This is a genomic window from Thalassolituus hydrocarboniclasticus (genome assembly GCF_025345565.1).
Classification (GTDB): Bacteria; Pseudomonadota; Gammaproteobacteria; order Pseudomonadales; family Oceanobacteraceae; genus Venatoribacter; species Venatoribacter hydrocarboniclasticus.
The window spans coordinates 2,316,057-2,334,969 of the sequence record NZ_CP054475.1; the positions used below are offsets into that span (position 1 = coordinate 2,316,057).

Genomic DNA, 18,913 nt, shown 5'->3' on the forward strand with positions numbered 1-18,913 from the left:
AGAGGCCACTGTGAAATATCCGCAATTTATTGCCATCGACGGCAGTTCGTTTGAAGAACACGCCCATCCGGTTGCCATTGCCTGGTCGCAGTCTGACGGCCAGATCAAAACCACTCTGATTCAGCCGGAAGATGATTGGGACGACTGGGATATCAGCCTGCAGGACCTGCACGGCATCAACCCCGACACCCTGTATCAGCGTGGTGAAACCGCCTGGTCGGTGATGCGTGAGCTGGAACACGATCTGGAACAGCCTTATCTGTTTGCCGACGATCCCGTGCGGGTAACAGAGCTGCTGGAAAAACTCTATGACGCCTGCAGCCGCGATCTGAGCATTGAAATCAGTGACTGCCGCGACGAATGGCAGGATGCTAACGCACTGGATGAAAATGAATTACACCACCTGCCCTGCGACGAGCGGGTTCACCGCATGCTGCTGGCCTGGGCACAGGAACACGCTGCTGCTCGCGAATAACAAGCCGCGAATAACACAAACCGGAAATAACAAACAGAGCACATTGCCAGCGCGGTACTCTCCTGATAAAACCTGATAACAATCAACATTATCAGGAGAGTGTCATGGCGAGCGGAATGCTGGTCTTTTTCTGCGGCAAAATGGGGGCGGGAAAATCCACTCTCGCCCGGCAATTGTCACAAGAAAAAAACACCATTCTTATTTCAGAAGATCAGTGGCTGGCCGCCCTTTACCCACAGCAGATCCATACCATAAAGGATTATCTGCGCTGCTCGTCTCAGTTAAAAAATATCCTGAACGACCATATCAGTCAGCTGTTAAACAATGGCCTGACACTGATTCTCGATTTTCCCGGCAACACCATTGAGCAGCGCCGCTGGTTTAAACATCTTATTGATAACACTCAGTGCCGGCACCGGTTAATTTGCCTGGATCACAGTGACGAACGCTGCCTTAAACAAATAGCCAAACGCCGCAAAGAACAACCGCAACGCGCGGCATTTGATAACGAGGAAACCTTCTATCATCTGAGTCAGTATTTTCAGTTACCGACAGAAGATGAAGGTTTTACGGTTGAGTGGCCGGAGGATTAAAACCGGATCAGCGGTCAATCAAGTCCGGCTCTTTCTGCAAATCGGTAATAACAGCCGCTAAAAAACGACTGGCTTCCCCGCCAGTGACCGCCCGGTGATCAAAGGTCAGTGACAAGGGCAGTACCTTACCGGCAAAGAGTTCCCCCATGGCGCACAGCGGTTTTTCCAGCACCCGGCCAGCTCCCAGAATCGCCATGGTCGGAGGAACCACCACCGGGGTGCCATAACGTCCGGCGATGGCGCCATAGTTCGATAAGGTAATGGTTGCGCCCTGCATTTCCCGCGGCGGAATGGTGCGGGCGCGGACATCGGCTTTCAGCCGGTCGAGGCCGGCACGCAGGTCATCGGCGCTGCGATTGGCAACGTCACGCAGTACAGGTACAAACAAGCCCTGCTCAGTATCGACCGCAATGCCCAGATCAATCTGACTGATCAGTCGCCGGGTCATCTGCTGATGCTGCTCATCACCGTGAAACCAGCCATTTAAATCCGGTACCGCCGCACAGCCTGCAGCAATAGCCTGCACCAGCCGGACACTGACGTCCTCAGTGGCTTCCCAGTGCGACACATCGGCTTCATCAAACAGCGTGACGGGCACTACCTGAGCATGAGCCAGCGCCATGGTACGTGCCATGCTTTTGCGCACACCAGTCAGGCGCTCTCCCTGCCCCAGCTGCTGATCCAGACGCCCGGCTTTTTCCACATCATCGGCCGTAATGCGGCCATCCGGCCCACTGCCGCTGATCTGCTGAATATCCACATTAAGACGCCGTGCCAGCGCCCGCACACTGGGCGTGACCCGCACCCGCGCGCCGGCATTCAGGCTGTTGCCCTGGCCAATCACAAAATGATCTTCGCTGCGCTCGCGCGCAACCGGCATTTCGCCGACCACCGAGCCGTTATCTTCACGCCCTGCAGTGTCAGAGCCTTCATCCTGCACAAACTCAACCAGTGGCTCACCGGTATTGACGGTATCACCGGGTTCACCAAAACAATGGCTGACCACCCCGGCACAGGGGGATGGCAGTTCAACAATGGCTTTTGCGGTTTCAACCGATAACAACAGCTGGTCAACCGCCACCGTATCACCGGCTTTTACATGCCATTCCACGATGTCGGCATCGGCCAGCCCTTCACCCAGATCGGGCAAGCGGAAATAACGCATAAACACTCCTGAGGTATCAGGCTTTTGATTTTTATGTCTGCTTTAACGGTAGCTCATGCATTGGTTAACGGCGGCCACCATGTCGGCCACCTGTGGCAGATACAGCTGCTCCTGGCGGAAATACGGCATTGGCGTATCAAAACCTGTCACCCGGATCACCGGAGCCTGCAATAGGTCGAGGCTCTGCTCGCTCAGGCGGGCGGAAATATCCGCGCCGATACCGCCACTGCGCGCGGCCTCATGCACAATCACACAACGGCCGGTCTTTTCGACCGAGGCGCGGATGCTGTCCATATCCAGCGGACTGACCGTCGCCACATCCACAACTTCGGCGCTGATGCCCTGCTGTTCCAGCGCCTGCGCCGCCTCCAGAGTTTCCTGAATGCAGGCCCCCCAGCTGACCAGTGTGATATCACTGCCCTCACGCAGAATAAAAACCTTGTCCAGCGGCAGACGCGCACCGTCATCCACCAGCGGTTGCTTCAGCGCACGGTACAGGCGCTTGGGCTCAAGAAAGAGCACCGGGTCCGGGTCATCAATCGCACTCAGCAACAGACCATAGGCACGCCGTGGCGAAGATGGAATCACCACCCGGATACCGGGGATATGGGCAAATAATGCCTCTGTACTTTCGGAATGATGCTCGGGCGCATGAATGCCGCCGCCAAAAGGAGCCCGCACCACCAGCGGGCAATGTAACCGTCCGCGGGTGCGGTTACGCAGCCGCGCGGCATGGGTCACCAGCTGTTCCATGGCCGGGAAAATAAAGCCCATAAACTGAATTTCGGCGACCGGTTTCAGTCCCTGACTGGCCATGCCGATCGCCGTACCGGCAATCAGTGTTTCTGCCAGCGGCGTATCCATTACCCGCTCGCGGCCAAAGCGATCCTGCAGCCCTTGTGTGGCGCGGAACACACCGCCATTGCGGCCGATATCTTCGCCCAGAAGCACGACGTTCGGGTCTTCACTCAGCGCCCGTGCCAACGCCAGGTTGACCGCTTCGACCAGAGTCAGATCACGCTGAGTCAGATCACGGGATGCAGATGCACTGCTGAATGAGTCTGTTGTTTGATTGACCATGTCACACCTCCCGTGCCGTCATTCGTGCTGCAAACAGATCAAGCTGCTCATCCAGTGCAGGTGGCCATTCGGCGTACAGATGGTCGAACATGGCCTCTGCTGCCTGCGCTGGTGTTGCCAGATACTGCTCAACGGCCTTGCTGACGACCGTATGGCAGTGATCCTGCCAGCGTGCATCCATGGCTTCGTTCCAGGCGCCCTGCGTTGTCAGGAACTGGCATAAACGCCGGACCGGCTCCCGCTCCCAGGCGGCTTTGACTTCATCATCGGTACGGTAGCGGCTGGCATCATCGGCGGTGGTGTGGTCGCCCAGACGGTAGCTTACCGCTTCGATCAGCGTCGGCCCTTTACGGTGCCGTGCCCGCTCCAGTGCATCGCCGACCACATCCAGCATGGCGATCATATCGTTACCATCCACCTGCACGCTGTGTATTCCCGCACCCCAGCCTTTTTGTGCCAGTGTCGGAGCGCCACACTGCGCGGCACGCGGCACCGAAATGGCCCACTGATTATTGTTAATGACAAACACCACCGGCAGATGCCAGGTACCGGCTAGGTTCAGTGCTTCGAGGAAATCACCTTTAGAGGTTGCGCCATCGCCCAGGGTGCAGAGTACGGCCTGTGGCTGTTTACGGAACTTCAGTGCAGCCGCAGCCCCCACGGCATGACCACACTGGCTGGCAATCGGCACACAAACCGGTAAATCCTGTGCCGGGCCGGCATGACTGCCACGCTCATCGCCCCCCCAGTACAGCAACAGATCGTGCATGGCCGCGCCACGGATAAGCTGCGTGGCATGATCACGGTAGTAAGGAACAAAAATATCCTGCTCTTCCAGCGCCAGACCACAGGCAACGCCAATGGCCTCCTGCCCGACAGAAGATGGAAAAGTGCCAAGCTGACCCGTGCGCTGCAGAGCAACCGCCTTCTGATCGAACATCCGCGTCAGCATCATCCACTCATAGGCACGCAGCAAAGGCTCAGGCTCATGGGCCCAGAGCGGAACTTCCCGCACCGGCACACCATCTTCGCCAAGATACTGCACCATGGCTGCAGCATGAACTCCGGGAACATTACCCATAACATATCCCTCCTTCAGTACCAGCACCACAAGCAACATTGCTGGTGGCACAGATAAGCGCAGCCGCCCGGTTGCCCGGCCAGCCAAACAAATAAAGACAGGAAAAAATACAGAACAGAAGCCGCCTGCCATCGGCTGCGGCGTGGTGATTCATACAGCCGGTAAGACTCCGTCTGGCGACAGACCGGTAAATCAATTGCAAGCTCATCCTGCACCTCCGGCTTTTGGCCTGAGTCCGCCTGACCGGCGGCTACCTGAACAGGTACACCTGTCCTGCTTTTGGCAGAACAGACACAGTTAATGTGTAGCCGAAAAAAGATCAGGCAGAAAGGTGAAAGAGCACTTTGAGCTAAACAATACGATGGCAAATAGTGTGATCGAATATAAGACGATCTGCTCTGCGGCGTATTCCGTGCTTACAGCCATAGCCGTCAGCCGATGAAACCATTAGAGTACGCGCTTATTTTTTCTGGCAATTACACCCATGGCGCTGAAAGCAACCATTTATAAAGCCGAACTGAATGTGTCCGATATGGACCGCAATCATTACCAGACTTACAACCTGACCATTGCCCAGCATCCGTCAGAAACCACCGAGCGGATGATGGTACGTCTTGCCGCTTTTGCCCTGAACGCCGGTGAACAGCTGGAGTTTACCAAAGGCCTCAGTACCGATGACGAACCGGATTTATGGGCGCATTCCCTGAGTGATGAAATAGATCTGTGGATTGAACTCGGCCAGCCCGACGAAAAACGCATCCGCAAAGCCTGTAACCGTGCAAAACAGGTCATTATTTACGGCTACCACGGACGTGCCGCGCAATTATGGTGGCAACAGATCGAAAACAGCTGCCGGCGTTTCAATAATCTTCAGGTGGTGGATTTTGATGCGGCCGCCATCGAACAACTGCAGCAATTAACAAGCCGCACCATGCGTCTGCAGGCCAGCATTCAGGATGGCATGCTGTGGCTGGGTGACAGCAGCCAGACCATAGAAATCGGTATGATGGTGTTACAGGAAAGCAGCCGCTGATCAGCGCGTCTGACTCAGCAATTGCGCCAGGCGACCATCACTGGCCATACGTTGCAGAACATGATCGAAACGCTGGCGCAGCTCTGCTCCCCGCTCTGTAGGCTGAAAAGCAAAGAATACCGGATGAGAACTCAGCGGCTTTTCAGCATCGTAATGCAGCAGGTGGCTCGCCTGCAGTTCGTGGATGGCCCGCAAGGCTGATTGCTCATCGCTAATAAATACATCAATGCGGCCTGCCAACAATTTTTTAATATTTTGCGGATCGGTCAGAGTGCTGTGATACGTTGCCCCCGGCACCGACAATACATCACTGGAATAGCTGAAACCTGAGGTGTAACCGATACGTTTGCCGGCCATATCCTCAACGTCTCTGATCTTTGGCTCCAGCGCGCGGGTAAAAGCAAAAACACGCTTACTGTACACCGCCGTTGTTGCCAGATATGGCGAGTTCATCGACAGATCAATGGCCGGAAAAATAACATCCAGATTTTGCTCAGCAAAAACCTCACGCACTCTGCGTGTCGGAAAAAGGTTAACCTCCAACCTCTCGCCGGCTTCAGCCGCGACCGTTTCTGCCAGGTGGATAAACATTCCCTGATTGGCGGACTCCACCATCAGCGGAATAGTAAAAGTCCCCATTCGTACAGGCTCAGCCTGTAATGGCAGGCTGAGTGATAAAGCCAGCATGATTACCGGCACGGAACGGAAGCATTTTTGTACGCTGTTAATCATCCTGTTTTTCCGCACTGATCTGGCGCTTCATAAGCTTTGCCAGAGCACCTGATTTCTGCAGCCGGGACAGGGCCTGATTAATCTGATGTGCCAGCGCTTGTCCGTTCTGACCTGTACGGAATGCATAAAACACATCCTGCCGGCTTAATGGCTGCAGCGGATTATAGTGCACACGGTCGCTGGCATCCGCCTGCTCCAGAGCGCGCAGCCCGGAATATTGCTCAACCACAAAAACATCAATGCGGCCGGCGAGCAGCATTTGCACATTCTGCAGATCAGTATTGGCCATCATTGGCTGAATATCACGGTTTCCGGTCAATAAACGGGAATATGGGTAGCCAGAAGTAATACCCACACGTTTATTTCTTAATTGCTCAACAGAAGTAAGCAGAGGCTGTTCTTTCAGGGTAAAGGCAAAATCATCTTTGCTGTAAATACTGAGACTGCGCTCATAGGGCACCGGCATACTGACATCGATGGCCGGAAAAAGGCCGTCCAGATTTCCCTGTTCAAACTCAGATAAAGCGCGTTTTGCCGGAAACAGTACGATGCGAACATCCAGTCCCGCTTCGGCGGCCAGTGCCTTGGTCAGCCGGATAAAGATCCCCTGCTGTTCAGACTCCACCATCAATGGGATCGGATAGGTACCGAATATCAGTGATTGCGCCGAAGCAACCGCTGAGCACAGCAGAGAGATACCGAGAGCAATCAATAACCGGCCTGTACGCATAACCTGCCTGCTGAAATAGTCAGAAGCCCATGCTACATCAGAATCCGCGGGGTTACTAACGCCCCGCAGGCATACAGCAGCGCTTATATTTTTTACCGCTGCCACAGGGGCATGGGCTGTTTTTAAAGGGTGCGGCATCGTGTTTAAGGTCGGCCAGATTCTGCTGATAAAACCTGCTCAGATAATCATAAAGCTGCGGGTGCTTTTTTTTCAGCAATTTGGGGCGTTCAAAAAAGTATTCTGACGCCACAGCAAAGAACTCGACCTGATTGGTCGCACCGTATTCAGGAATACCGGTTTTATCCATCTCCATGGTGGCGATTTTTTGCTGTACCAGGCTGAACCAGGCGTCACTGGTACGATAACTTTCCAGTCGCTCCGGAAATCCATCCAGCGCACCATCCGCCATATCCACCAGATGGACAAATTCATGAATACCGACATTATGCTTGTCTTTCTGATTGGCAAAACCGGCATGAAGGTCGGGTTTGCTCAGCGCCACTTTTCCCGCCATCGGACCGGTTCCGACCATTCCGGTAATACTGGAGTCGGGCATACCACACTGAAACTGAGCATTAAAAGCGGCTGGCAGCAGAAACACCGCACGCACATTAAAATAATGCCAATCCGGAAACCCCCAGACCGGAATCACCGCACTGGCGGCGACCAGCAGCCGATCGGCATCGGTGACATCAACATCGACACCACCTTCAACCGCCGTGGTCGCCAGAAACAACAGGCAACGACGCTCAAATTCACGCCGCTGCTCCGCACTCAGATGCCGGTAAAAATCTACATGAGCCAATAAATAATCGGACCATTCTGCCTGCCAGGCCGGCAATTCTGACACTTCCGGTTTAGCCCAGCTTGCCAGCTTATTTAACAGCCACTGCCACATTGTGTATTTATCCCTGTTATTCAGAACATATATCCGAGTCGTAATGTTGATACTGCCATATTCGGATACCAGGTCAGAACGTCTTCAGCCTGACGTACATTATCGCGCTGCTCTTCTTCCGCCAGCTCAGCCGAAGAACGGGTAACCTCACCGGACACCGGCACCACCAGAGTCAGCCAGTCGACCGCCAGCGTCCATGGCCCCTGCTGCCAGTGATTGGCAATACTGAACTGTGCCATATGGGTGTAAGCCTCACTGCGTACCCCCTGCTCAGTCAGCGGAAAGCCATAGACATCGGGATCGAGATAGACTTCATTGGTGCGGTACACATAACCGCCACTGAGGTTAAAACTGTTGCCAAAAAAGCGGCGTACTAACAAACCCGCATGGCGCTCTTTAAATCCGGCCAGTTTTAACTTAGAAAAATTCACCTCGAAGCCGCTGTTCATATAGGACAGTCCCAACTGCCACTGGTCGCTGAGGTTCAGATTCAGCGCCACGCCTTTAGCGGCAGGAAATGGCAGGGAAAGCAGAGAAAACGCAGCGTCGATGCCAACATGGTGATTGGCCCGGAATTCCCGTGAGGTTTCGGCCTGCAAGGCCGTGGCCAGAGTCAGCAGCACACTGCACAGTGCTATATGAAGTCCTTTTCTCATCAGCTTTCAGCTCTCAATTTTTAATAATTCAACATCAAAGATCAGCAACGAGCCGGCCGGAATGGTTCCGGCGCGCTGATTGCCATAGGCCAGATCGGCCGGAATAAATAAACGTGTTTTTTCACCTTCTACCATCAGCTGCAAACCTTCCGTCCAGCCGCGGATAACCTGATTCAGGCCAAAGGCAATGGGTTCGTTACGCACCACAGAGCTGTCAAACACCGAGCCATCCAGCAAAGTACCATGATAATGCACTAATACCCGGTCGCGCGGGCCTGGGTGTTTTTCACCCGTTCCCGGCTGTAATACCAGATATTGCAGACCGGATGCGGTTTCTCTCACCCCATCCTGCTTTTTATTTTCCGCCAGAAATTCAGCACCCGCTGCGACATTTTCGACCGCACTTTTACCGCTGCCGACACCGGCACGACGTAATGCATAGAACAACAGACCTGCAATGATCACTACCAGCAAAATATTCAGCATACGAACTCCCGGAGCAATAAAATAATCGGGCATTCTAGCGACTGGACGGCATCAGTACCATGCCGTTTAATGACCTTCGGCCGAATAACAGGAATATCACTATGCCAACCGTTCACAGCGCAGCAGAACCGCGTCCACCCATCGTTTTTATTCACGGCATGTGGTGCGGGCCAGAGGTATTTGAGCCCTACCGGCAATTTTTTACTGAGCGCGGTTACCAGTGCTATACCCCGGCATTGCGTCAGCACGATATTCAGGACAACGAAAGCACAGCGCTTGGTCAACTCAGTCTGCGCGACTATGCCGCCGATCTGGAAGCTTTTATCCGCACGCTGCCACAACGGCCGGTGCTGATTGGTCACTCTATGGGAGGATTGCTGGCGCAAATGCTGTGTGCACGTCAATCAGCAACGTCTGCGGTGTTAATCTGCCCGGCATCACCGGCCGGCGTACACGCTCTGACAGCATCCGTTGTGCGCAGCTTTTTTACGGTGATGACGCGCTGGGGTTTCTGGAAAAAGCCCAACAAACTCTCTCCGGCAGCAGCGCGTTATGCCCTCTTTAATCGCCTGCCGGATGACGCAGCACAGGATGCTTATCAGCAAATGCGTTATGAAAGCGGTCGCGCCGCCTTCGAAATTGGTTTCTGGTTGCTTGACCGGAATAAGGCTAGCCGGGTTGATGAGCGCAAAGTGATCCAGCCGTTACTGGTCATCTCCGGCGCCGACGACCACATCACCCCTGCGGCCATCAATAAAAAAGTCGCTGCGCGCTATGCCAACGCCAAATATCGCTGCTACCCGAATCATGCTCATTGGCTGATTGCCGAGCCCGGCTGGCAAAGCATTGCCGGAGATATCGCGGACTGGCTTGAGCAGCAGCACGGGCAGAACGCATAAAAAAACGCCGCAGATGCGGCGTTTTTTATTGTCGGTGTTATTAGCTGAGCCATTCAGTAACGCGACAGTTCTTTATCGTCTTTAAATAACTTATCGCCGACATTCTCAACCTTTTTCAGCGCTTCCAGCGAGTTTGACAAAAACTCCCGCTCATACAGCACCACCACCACCAGTGCTGCTGCGGCAATAAACGCCCAGGGATGGATAAACCAGGTCAGAATGGCGAGTGAAAAATAAAAGGAGCGCAACCCGTAGTTATAACTGCGGCTGGCCTGATCAATGATTTTAGCGCCGTAAATCGCAAAGCTGCGGCGCTCGGCCGCGGTTACCGAATCATCGCCCGGTAACGGGGCTGCGCCCACCAGCACGGAGGCAAAGCCAAACTGACGCATCGACCAGGTAAAGGTGAAGAAGGCGTAAATAAACACACCGATTAAAGTCAGGATTTTCAGTTCCAGCGCCAGTAAGGTATCGACTACCGCAAACGACACTCCGGACAACATGCCCTCAACTTTATCAACGGCAGTCAGCGCAGTCAGCAAACCCGCAAGAATCAGCACACAGGAAGAGGCGAAGAAATTAACGTTACGCTCAAGATTAGCCAGCAGCGCGGCATCCCCCACCCGCACTTCGCGCTGCAGCAGGCGCCGCATCCAGTTAATACGGTGCACGTGCAACACAGACGACAGTGAGGCCGACGTTTTCGCTTTGTACTTGGCAAACTGGGTATAGGCTACCCAACAACCGATAAACCAGGCCAGGCTGAGCCAGTTAATTAAACCAATTTCCGACATGCAGCCGCGCTCCAGATAAACAACAGAACCAAGATGCGTCAGCATAACCGGATTAAGGCCCGGTATGAATACACCCGTACCGCAAGCCTGACTAAGTAGTTTTACCAGTCATCCAGCCCCACTGGCAGGAAAGTTCTGTGATTATAAAGATAACGATTGAACTGCGGCCGCTTTCTGCAATCATAGCGCTGCGGCAGCAACTGTCGTCTGAAGATCTGAGCAGGAAAGACCTGAACAGGAAAGGCCTGCGCAGTAATGATCAGAGCGATCACAATAACGGAGAGCAATATGAGCAAGAAAAGCAATGCACTGGCTGGCCAGCCGGTACGGCGTAACCTGCATGCCTGTGCCGCCATTATGCGCAAAGGTGGCGTACACGAAACCACGACCAAGGCCAAACGTAATCAGGCCAAACGGCAACTGAACAAGGCAATGCGTGAGGGGGGCAACAGCTCCCCTTTTTATTGCCTGTTATTTGGCATCATTGCCTGAACGGCTTACCTCCCTACCCGATCCTATCCCCGAACGGCTTACCCTTCTACCCGAACGGCTTATCGCTCCGCTCTGACCTTTTCACCGCTCCGTTCTCTGCTTTAACCACTCAACCAAGCGCTGAATTTTAATATCCGACAACTGGCGGTAATCAAAATACGGGCACAACACCAGCCCTGACGCTTTATGCAGGGCGAAGTCGTTATCCAGCCAGATCAGCTCGCTACTTAAGCCCAGAGTCTGGGCATAGCCTTTAGCCAGTAATAAACGGATTTTTGTCGTATCCCGATTCAGCTCCGGCGGCGAAAATAACAACGCCTGGCCACTGCCCGCCTGCAATAACTGCTGATCGCGCAGATCCTGCCAGCGTGTAAAACCAGACACTTCCTGATTGTTATCTCCGTTAATACCGGCCTGCTGCAGGGCAAAGATCAGCTTGGCGTACACATTAAAAATCTTGCGCCAATGATTGCCGGTTTCACTGGCGATACGGGCAATATCTCCGCGCTGCAGGGGCTGCATGGCCTGCAATTGCTGGTATTCCGCCAGCGGCGGACGGTTGGCGATAAATATCTGAATACCGGCGTCAGCGTCACCGAGGCCAATTCTCTGATTACTCATATTGAACGCTGATTAACCCGCTTCATTAATTCTTCCGCGCTTTCTTTGCGCTCGGAATAACGGTCCAGCAGGTAATCATTGCGGTCGCGGGTTAGCAGCGTAAATTTCAGCAGCTCTTCCAGTACATCGACAATACGGTCGTAATACGGCGATGGCTTCATACGGTCATTATCATCAAATTCGGCCCAGGCTTTGGCCACCGATGATTGATTCGGGATAGTCAGCATCCGCATCCAACGGCCTAACACGCGCAGCTGATTCACCGCATTAAACGACTGCGAACCACCACACACCTGCATAACCGCCAGCGTTTTACCCTGCGTAGGCCGCACCGCGCCCATATTCAGCGGAATCCAGTCAATCTGTGCTTTCATAATGCCGGTCATAGCACCGTGGCGTTCCGGCGAGCACCACACCATGCCTTCACTCCAGTTCACCAGCTCGCGTAATTCCTGCACTTTCGGGTGGCTGTCGTCACTGTCGTCCGGCAGCGGTAAACCGCTGGGATTAAATACCCGGGTTTCGGCCCCCATGGCCTCTAATAAGCGCACACTTTCTTCCACCACCAGCCGGCTGAACGAGCGACTGCGCAGTGAGCCGTAGAGCAGCAGAATCCGCGGCTTATGACTCGCTGGCTGACGGGAAAATAATTCGTCAGCGGCCGGTACTTTAAATAACTCCGGTATCAGGTTCGGTAAATCGCTCATAGTTTATCCTCATTCAGCTGGACTGCCGGAAACCAGTGACGGGTTTTATTGGCAAAGGCCACCAGCGATAACATCACCGGGACTTCCACCAGCACCCCCACCACCGTCGCCAGCGCTGCACCGGAATGCAGACCAAACAGCGAGATGGCCACCGCAACCGCCAGCTCAAAGAAATTACTGGTGCCGATCATGCACGCAGGCGCGGCAATGTTATGCGCCAGACGCATTCTGCGGGCAATAAAATAGGCAATAAAAAAGATGCCGTAAGTCTGTAGCATCAACGGAATGGCAATCAGCAGAATGTCAAAAGGCTTAGCGACAATGGTCTGCGCCTGCAGGGCAAACAGAATCACCACGGTACTGATCAGACCAAGAACAGAAAAGGGTTTGATCGCCGCCATAAAGTGCGCCAGACGCTCGCTATGACGATCAGCCGATAACCACTTGCGGGTCAGTACCCCGGCCACCAATGGCAGCACCACATACAACAGCACCGAGATCAGCAGGGTCTGCCACGGCACCTGAATATCGGATACGCCGAGCAGGAAAGCAGCAATAGGGGCAAAGGCAAAAATCATAATCAGATCGTTAACCGACACCTGCACCAGAGTGTAATTGGCATCGCCTTTGGTTAACTGACTCCAGACAAACACCATCGCCGTACAGGGTGCAACACCCAGTAAAATCATCCCGGCAATGTATTCACTGGCGGTCTGGGCATCGACCAGCCCGGCGAAAAAGACTTTAAAAAATAACCAGCCCAGCAAGGCCATGCTGAACGGTTTAATCAGCCAGTTAATCACCAGCGTCAGCAGCAGTCCCTGTGGCTTTTTACCGACATTTTTAATGGCCGAAAAATCAATCTGGATCATCATCGGATAAATCATCAGCCAGATTAATACCGCCACCACCAGATTTACCCGCGCCACTTCCAGCGCCGCAATACTGGCAAACAGATCAGGCAATAACAGCCCAAGTACCACACCCAATACCATGCCGGCGCCTACCCACAGGGTTAAAAAACGTTCAAAAATACCCATAATTCAGACTCCGCTCTGCTGCTGAAATACATGCTGAATATCGGCCGCTGTTTTATCCGACCAGTCGATGGCGCTGAGCGCACGGATACGCTCACGCAAAGTAGTCGCCACCTGATTAAACGCCGCGCTTTGTTCGGCCTCCGGTAATTTTGACGGGTCGGGTAATCCCCAGTGCACTTTGATGCTGTTGCCCATCCACATTGGGCAGGCCTCTCCGGCGGCACTGTCGCAGACGGTAATCACCACATCCGGGGCGAAATCTGCAAATTCATCCCAGCTCTGGCTGCGCAGATCATCGCTGCGGATTCCCTGCTGCTGCAGAAAATTCAGCGTACCCGGATACACCACACCCGCTGGCTGACTGCCAGCGCTGCGCACCTCAAAAACACCATTGCTTTCAGCACGACAAATGGCTTCCGCCAGAATGCTGCGGCAGCGGTTATGGGTACAAACAAATAACAGTTTCATAAAAATATCCGGACAGGCTCAGCAGCAGGAAGACGAATTTGCCCCAGTCAGCGCGCTGCAGCGTTTGACGTAAGGGGCAATAAAATCATGATTAGCCGCCAGCGTGGTTTCGAGCACCTGCACAGCCCATTCAGGCAGTTGCGGATGCAGACGGTAATACACCCACTGGCCGCGTTTTTCGCTGCTGAGTAATTGCGCCGTGCGTAATTGCGCCAGATGGCGGGAAATTTTCGGCTGGCTTTCTTCCAGCGCCGCCATTAAATCGCACACACACAACTCGCCGTGCTGTTGCAGCAACAGCACCATCACCAGCCGGGTTTCATCATTCAGACACTTGAACAGGGTTAACGGGCTCACGGCACTTACCAGCAGAAATATCTGGAAAATCATATATATGTTTTTTCATATATACAATCACCAAACGCCCCCTGACCCGGATGCCACCTTCAGCGGTCTTCCCAGCCCTTACATTCCCCCGCTTTTAGAGGTAACTTGCCTGCTTCTGATAATAAAAAGCGTTGCCGTTAGCAGGGTTTGTCGCCCCTAACGCAGCAGCCTGAAAGAAAATAACAAGGAGCCCAGCTATGACAGCCACCAGCCCTGATACGGCCACACCTCATTTCGATTTGATTGTGTTTGGCGCCACCAGTTTTGTCGGCCAGATTCTGACCCGCTATCTGGCGGAAACCTACGGCCTTAATGGCGAACTGAAATGGGCCATTGCCGGCCGTTCAGAAAGCAAACTGCAGTCGGTGCGCGGCAGCCTGGTGCCGGTACTGGGAGACGAGGCCAAACACCTGCCGATTCTGCTGGCCGATGCTGCGCGCGATGAGCAGGTACGCGCCCTGTGCGAACAGACCAATGTCATTGTCTCCACCGTTGGTCCTTACGCCCTGTATGGCGAACCGCTGGTCAAAGCCTGCGCTGAAAGCGGCACCGACTACTGCGATTTAACCGGCGAGCCACAGTGGATCAAACGCATGCTGGAAAAATACGAAGCCAGCGCCAAGGCCTCCGGTGCACGCATTGTGCATTGCTGCGGCTTCGACTCAGTGCCTTCCGATATGGGCGTTTATTTTTTGCAGGCCGAAGCGCAAAAGGCCTGGAATGGAAAAACTGCCAGCCGCATTAAAATGCGCGTAAAAGCCGCCAAAGGCGGTATGTCCGGTGGTACCGTGGCCAGTATTATCCAGCTCACTAAAGAAGTAATGGCCGATCCGGCACTGCGTAAGGAGCTGGCTAACCCCTATTCCCTTTGTCCGCCGGAGCACGGTTTCCGCGCCCGTCAGATCAACCAGAAAGGTGTTGAAAAGGACACCGACCTGCTCAGCTGGTCTGTGCCTTTTATTATGGCCGCCATTAACACCCGCGTGGTGCACCGCTCCAACGCCCTGCGCAACAAACTCTATGGCGACAATTTTATGTACGACGAAGCCATGCTTACCGGCGGCGGCGCCAAGGGTTACGCACTGGCGGCAGCACTGGTTGGTGGTATGGGCACCTTTATGATCGGTGCGGCGTTAAAGCCCAGCCGCTGGTTGCTGGAAAAATACGTACTGCCCAAGCCCGGTGAAGGCCCGACGCCAAAACAGCAGCAGGAAGGCTATTTTGATATCCGCTTTATCGGCCGCAGCGACGATGGACAGACCATCATCACCCGCGTAAAAGGCAAAGGTGACCCGGGTTATGGCTCCACCGCCAAAGTGCTGGGTCAGGCGGCCAGCGGGCTGGCGCTTGATTTTTACCGCGACGGCAAAAAATGCGATCGCGAAGGCGGCTTCTGGACTCCGGCCTCCATGTTTGACGAACGTTTTATCCAGCGCCTGCAGGATAAAGCCGATCTGAGCTTCGAAGTTCTGGCCTGAAAATCCAGCAGCATCAACCGCTTAGCATCCTGCTGAGCGGCAGATGCTGCAGCCCCCACCGATTCCATCTGCCCCTTATCTGGGGTATAACACGGCGATGAAAATACCAAAACGATTACAACCCCTGGTGGATGATGGCCTGATCGACGAAGTCATCCGCCCGCTGATGAGTGGCAAGGAAGCTTCTGTTTACGTAGTACGCTGTGGCGACGAAATCCGCTGCGCCAAAGTGTATAAAGAAGCCGATAAACGCAGTTTTAAGCAGGCTGTGCAATATCAGGAGGGCCGTAAAGTCCGTAATTCAAGGCGTCAGCGCGCCATGGAAAAAGGCTCAAAATTCGGCCGTAAGCAGCAGGAAGATGCCTGGCACAATGCCGAAGTTGAAGCGCTGTATCGTCTGGCCCGTGCCGGCGTACGGGTTCCTGCACCTTATGGCTGTTTTGATGGCGTACTGTTAATGGAACTGGTCACGGATGAGGCCGGTAACGTAGCACCACGCCTGAACGACGTCGCCATGAGCGAAGAGCAGGCGCTGGAAGATCATTACGAAGTCATGCATTACGTTAAATTAATGCTGGTCGAAGGTCTGGTACACGGTGATTTATCCGAATTTAACGTTCTGGTCGACGATTATGGTCCGGTGATTATCGACCTGCCGCAGGCCGTGGATGCCGCCGCCAATAACCATGCCCGCAGCATGCTGCAGCGCGACGTCGACAATATGACCAATTACTACGCACAGTATGCGCCGCAATTAAGCGCTACACGTTATGCTCAGGAAATGTGGGCATTATACGAAGAAGGCGAATTACTGCCCGACACCGAACTCAGCGGCGAATTTGCCGACAGCGAAGAAAGTGCCGACGTGGCTACCGTACTGGATGAAATCAAAGCCGTACTGGCCGAAGAAGAAGCACGCCGCGCACGCCTGAAAGAAGCCGAAGAAGGTGACGACTGATAAACAGCGTTATTTTTTAAAAATATTCAGGCACAAAAAAAGCGAACCTAAGGTTCGCTTTTTTTCTCTCAGATATTTAATTCTTTATCGTCCCGTCGGACAGATAAAGACAAATACTTACAGAGGGATAATGTCTTCTGCCTGAGGACCTTTCTGGCCCTGAGTAACAGTAAACTTAACTTTCTGGCCTTCAGCCAGAGTTTTGAAACCAGTACCAGTGATCGCTTTGAAGTGAGCGAAAACGTCTGGACCGTTTTCCTGTTCGATGAAACCAAAACCTTTAGCTTCGTTAAACCATTTTACAGTGCCGGTGATTTGATTAGACATAATCAATATTCCTGTTTTTTCAAAAGTTGGATGGCCAATTGGCCGGTATGCTGGAAGATGTACAAATAACTTATGAAAAACAAAACAGGATGAAGAGCTTCTGCAGATTGCTCAGAGACTGAGACAACATTGCGGGGCGGACATCAAGCGGTGACCATAAATATAAGGACGAACTAACAAGCTGGGGGCAGTCTATACCTATCCCCCACCCTGTCAACGTTTATTTTTCGATCAGTTCAGAATACTGTCCGGCCCCAGCGGCACAATCCCCGATGGGTTAAGCGTCTTAATGGAGTAATAGCCGGCCTTGATATGATCGATATTCACGGTTGCTGCCACGCCCGGCAAAGCGCCCACCCGCTGCATATAGGCATGCAAAGCGCTCATACTGGCCAGCGTATTGCGGTTGCACTTAAACAGACCGTGATAGGCCGCATCAAAGCGCACCAGTGTCACAAAAGTGCGGATATCGGTTTCTGTTAAAACATCACCCAATAAATACGCCCTGCCATCAGACAGCTGACATTCCAGCTCATCGAGCATGGCGAACACGCGCCCATACGCCTCGTTATAAGCCGCCTGCGAGGAGGCAAAACCGGCCTGATACACACCGTTATTCAGCTCAGTGTAAATGCGCGCATTCAGCTCATCGATTGTCCCCGCCAGCGCCTGCGGATACAGATTCAGCGTATTACCGGTCAGATGATCAAAAGCACTGTTCAGCATACGCAAAATATCAGCCGACTCATTATTCACAATGGTGCCGGTCTTTTTATCCCACAGCACCGGCACCGTCGCCCGCCCGGTAAACTGGCTGTCAGCACGGCTGTACAGTTCATGCATATACTGCGCGCCGTTAAGCTCATCGGTATCGGCTCCCGGATAACCACCAAAGGCCCAGCCCTGCTCCGTCAATACCGGATTCACCACACTGACGCTGATCAGTTCCTGCAGTTGTTTTAACTCGCGCACCATCAGCGTGCGCGACGCCCAGGGGCAGATATAAGCCACGTACAGATGGTAACGCCCGGCCTCCGCCTTAAAGCCGCCATCACCGCTTGGCCCGGCACTGCCATCAGCGGTGATCCAGTGGCGGAATGACGATGTCTGACGGATAAAACGCCCGTCTTTATCTTTTGCCTGCACCGGCTGCCAGTCGGCAGTCCACACACCGTTCACTAACATAACGACCTCCCGCCGCACGATTAACTGAAAAAGAAAGCCCGCCAAAGCGGGCTTGAGAATGCCTTAGACTCAGCGCAGACGCTCCGCCAGCACACGGTCAACCGACAGTGCACCACCGCCCTGAATCGCCAGCGCAACGGTTACTGCAAACAGGGTCAGCGCGTATTCGTAGCCGTTATTGCTCATAAACAGACCATTGCTGATATGCACGCTGAAGATTGCAATCAGCATGGTAAAGGCGCTGACCAGAGCCGCCGGACGGGTAAGCAGACCAAAGACCAGCGCCAGACCACCGAAGAACTCGGCACTGCCGGCCAGCAAGGCCATCAGATAACCCGGTTCCAGACCGATGCTGGCCATCCATTGTCCGGTGCCTTCCAGGCCGTAACCACCAAACCAGGCGAACAGTTTCTGCGATCCGTGGGCCGCCAGAATCAGGCCAACCGGAATACGCAGAGCCAGAGCGGCCAGTCCTGCATTGGTGTTCAGTACGCGTTGAATCAGTTGAGTGTTCATAATGTGCTCCCGCTGAGATTTGTTTGGGCTGAGGGGAATTCCTCATGGCTTGAGCTCAATGTAGTTACTTTCAGTTTGAGGATAAATGGCACTATCATTGTTTAATTATCAA

At 53.7% G+C, this 18,913-nt stretch carries 24 protein-coding genes; 7 read left to right on the forward strand and 17 right to left on the reverse strand.

Features of this window, described 5'->3' with window-relative positions; translation table 11 throughout:
• The first annotated feature begins 10 nt into the window (after window positions 1–10).
• Entirely contained in the window at window positions 11–475 is a 465-nt protein-coding gene (locus tag HUF19_RS10210) for a 3'-5' exonuclease family protein (RefSeq protein WP_225692520.1), read from the forward strand.
• Between the two features lie 104 nt (window positions 476–579).
• A complete protein-coding gene (locus tag HUF19_RS10215; protein ID WP_260996559.1) occupies window positions 580–1,068 on the forward strand; it encodes a P-loop nucleotide/nucleoside kinase family protein in 489 nt (162 codons plus the stop codon).
• A gap of 7 nt (window positions 1,069–1,075) precedes the next feature.
• Here the strand turns inward: HUF19_RS10215 and HUF19_RS10220 are convergent, their stop codons facing one another.
• The 3 genes from HUF19_RS10220 to pdhA are packed head-to-tail and all read right to left on the reverse strand — an operon-like array spanning window position 1,076 to window position 4,394.
• Window positions 1,076–2,233, reverse strand: coding sequence for a dihydrolipoamide acetyltransferase family protein (locus HUF19_RS10220; protein WP_260996560.1), 1,158 nt, complete (start codon window positions 2,231–2,233; stop codon window positions 1,076–1,078).
• 42 nt (window positions 2,234–2,275) lie between these two features.
• The gene (locus tag HUF19_RS10225; protein ID WP_260996561.1) at window positions 2,276–3,313 is read right to left on the reverse strand and encodes an alpha-ketoacid dehydrogenase subunit beta; all 1,038 of its coding nucleotides are present in this window, start codon (window positions 3,311–3,313) and stop codon (window positions 2,276–2,278) included.
• A 1-nt stretch (window position 3,314) separates the two neighbouring features.
• Complete coding sequence (pdhA, locus tag HUF19_RS10230) at window positions 3,315–4,394, reverse strand: pyruvate dehydrogenase (acetyl-transferring) E1 component subunit alpha (protein ID WP_260996562.1); 1,080 nt, start codon at window positions 4,392–4,394, stop codon at window positions 3,315–3,317.
• 484 nt (window positions 4,395–4,878) lie between these two features.
• Here pdhA and HUF19_RS10235 point away from each other — a divergent pair, with 484 nt between their 5' ends.
• Window positions 4,879–5,427 carry a YaeQ family protein gene (locus tag HUF19_RS10235; RefSeq protein WP_260996563.1) on the forward strand — a complete coding sequence of 183 codons (549 nt, stop codon included), beginning with the start codon at window positions 4,879–4,881 and terminating at the stop codon, window positions 5,425–5,427.
• On the opposite strand, the gene HUF19_RS10240 is transcribed toward HUF19_RS10235, so the two are convergent.
• The 5 genes from HUF19_RS10240 to bamJ are packed head-to-tail and all read right to left on the reverse strand — an operon-like array spanning window position 5,428 to window position 8,929.
• Window positions 5,428–6,159 (reverse strand): substrate-binding periplasmic protein, encoded by a 732-nt coding sequence (locus tag HUF19_RS10240; RefSeq protein ID WP_260996564.1) that lies wholly within the window; start codon window positions 6,157–6,159, stop codon window positions 5,428–5,430.
• Window positions 6,152–6,889 carry a substrate-binding periplasmic protein gene (locus tag HUF19_RS10245; protein WP_260996565.1) on the reverse strand — a complete coding sequence of 246 codons (738 nt, stop codon included), beginning with the start codon at window positions 6,887–6,889 and terminating at the stop codon, window positions 6,152–6,154. The genes HUF19_RS10240 and HUF19_RS10245 overlap by 8 nt, the downstream gene beginning before the upstream one ends.
• Before the next feature lie 55 nt (window positions 6,890–6,944).
• A complete protein-coding gene (locus HUF19_RS10250) occupies window positions 6,945–7,787 on the reverse strand; it encodes a M90 family metallopeptidase (protein WP_260996566.1) in 843 nt (280 codons plus the stop codon).
• A 20-nt stretch (window positions 7,788–7,807) separates the two neighbouring features.
• Window positions 7,808–8,443 carry a hypothetical protein gene (locus HUF19_RS10255; RefSeq protein ID WP_260996567.1) on the reverse strand — a complete coding sequence of 212 codons (636 nt, stop codon included), beginning with the start codon at window positions 8,441–8,443 and terminating at the stop codon, window positions 7,808–7,810.
• 6 nt (window positions 8,444–8,449) lie between these two features.
• Entirely contained in the window at window positions 8,450–8,929 is a 480-nt protein-coding gene (gene bamJ, locus HUF19_RS10260; protein WP_260996568.1) for a BamJ family beta-barrel-assembly machinery protein, read from the reverse strand.
• Between the two features lie 101 nt (window positions 8,930–9,030).
• Between bamJ and HUF19_RS10265 the strand changes: the two genes are divergently transcribed.
• Window positions 9,031–9,828, forward strand: coding sequence for an alpha/beta hydrolase (locus HUF19_RS10265; RefSeq protein ID WP_260996569.1), 798 nt, complete (start codon window positions 9,031–9,033; stop codon window positions 9,826–9,828).
• A 53-nt stretch (window positions 9,829–9,881) separates the two neighbouring features.
• Here the strand turns inward: HUF19_RS10265 and HUF19_RS10270 are convergent, their stop codons facing one another.
• Entirely contained in the window at window positions 9,882–10,667 is a 786-nt protein-coding gene (locus HUF19_RS10270; protein WP_260996570.1) for a DUF599 domain-containing protein, read from the reverse strand.
• 243 nt (window positions 10,668–10,910) lie between these two features.
• On the opposite strand from HUF19_RS10270, the gene HUF19_RS10275 reads away from it, so the two are divergent.
• Window positions 10,911–11,114, forward strand: a complete 204-nt coding sequence (locus HUF19_RS10275; protein ID WP_260996571.1) for a hypothetical protein — start codon at window positions 10,911–10,913, stop codon at window positions 11,112–11,114.
• A gap of 81 nt (window positions 11,115–11,195) precedes the next feature.
• Here HUF19_RS10275 and HUF19_RS10280 read toward each other — a convergent pair whose 3' ends face one another.
• From HUF19_RS10280 to HUF19_RS10300, 5 genes are read right to left on the reverse strand one after another with little or no spacing between them, the layout of a single operon-like run.
• Entirely contained in the window at window positions 11,196–11,735 is a 540-nt protein-coding gene (locus tag HUF19_RS10280) for a DUF6942 family protein (protein WP_260996572.1), read from the reverse strand.
• Window positions 11,732–12,442, reverse strand: coding sequence for an arsenical resistance protein ArsH (arsH, locus tag HUF19_RS10285; RefSeq protein WP_260996573.1), 711 nt, complete (start codon window positions 12,440–12,442; stop codon window positions 11,732–11,734). Before arsH ends, HUF19_RS10280 begins: the two co-directional genes overlap by 4 nt.
• A complete protein-coding gene (gene arsB, locus HUF19_RS10290; RefSeq protein ID WP_260996574.1) occupies window positions 12,439–13,482 on the reverse strand; it encodes an ACR3 family arsenite efflux transporter in 1,044 nt (347 codons plus the stop codon). Before arsB ends, arsH begins: the two co-directional genes overlap by 4 nt.
• Before the next feature lie 3 nt (window positions 13,483–13,485).
• On the reverse strand, window positions 13,486–13,950 hold the full coding sequence (locus tag HUF19_RS10295) for an arsenate reductase ArsC (protein WP_260996575.1): 465 nt from the start codon (window positions 13,948–13,950) through the stop codon (window positions 13,486–13,488).
• Between the two features lie 18 nt (window positions 13,951–13,968).
• On the reverse strand, window positions 13,969–14,307 hold the full coding sequence (locus tag HUF19_RS10300) for a metalloregulator ArsR/SmtB family transcription factor (protein ID WP_366516504.1): 339 nt from the start codon (window positions 14,305–14,307) through the stop codon (window positions 13,969–13,971).
• A 227-nt stretch (window positions 14,308–14,534) separates the two neighbouring features.
• Between HUF19_RS10300 and HUF19_RS10305 the strand changes: the two genes are divergently transcribed.
• Both HUF19_RS10305 and HUF19_RS10310 read left to right on the forward strand, forming a co-directional pair.
• On the forward strand, window positions 14,535–15,815 hold the full coding sequence (locus HUF19_RS10305; RefSeq protein ID WP_260996577.1) for a saccharopine dehydrogenase family protein: 1,281 nt from the start codon (window positions 14,535–14,537) through the stop codon (window positions 15,813–15,815).
• A gap of 97 nt (window positions 15,816–15,912) precedes the next feature.
• Window positions 15,913–16,773, forward strand: coding sequence for a PA4780 family RIO1-like protein kinase (locus tag HUF19_RS10310; protein WP_225692803.1), 861 nt, complete (start codon window positions 15,913–15,915; stop codon window positions 16,771–16,773).
• A 117-nt stretch (window positions 16,774–16,890) separates the two neighbouring features.
• Here HUF19_RS10310 and HUF19_RS10315 read toward each other — a convergent pair whose 3' ends face one another.
• The 3 genes from HUF19_RS10315 to HUF19_RS10325 form a co-directional block, all read right to left on the reverse strand.
• Window positions 16,891–17,100, reverse strand: a complete 210-nt coding sequence (locus HUF19_RS10315) for a cold-shock protein (RefSeq protein WP_145468155.1) — start codon at window positions 17,098–17,100, stop codon at window positions 16,891–16,893.
• A 231-nt stretch (window positions 17,101–17,331) separates the two neighbouring features.
• Entirely contained in the window at window positions 17,332–18,285 is a 954-nt protein-coding gene (locus HUF19_RS10320) for a glutathione S-transferase family protein (RefSeq protein ID WP_260996578.1), read from the reverse strand.
• Window positions 18,286–18,354: 69 nt separating this feature from the next.
• On the reverse strand, window positions 18,355–18,801 hold the full coding sequence (locus HUF19_RS10325; RefSeq protein ID WP_145470538.1) for a DoxX family protein: 447 nt from the start codon (window positions 18,799–18,801) through the stop codon (window positions 18,355–18,357).
• Window positions 18,802–18,913: the final 112 nt, after the last annotated feature.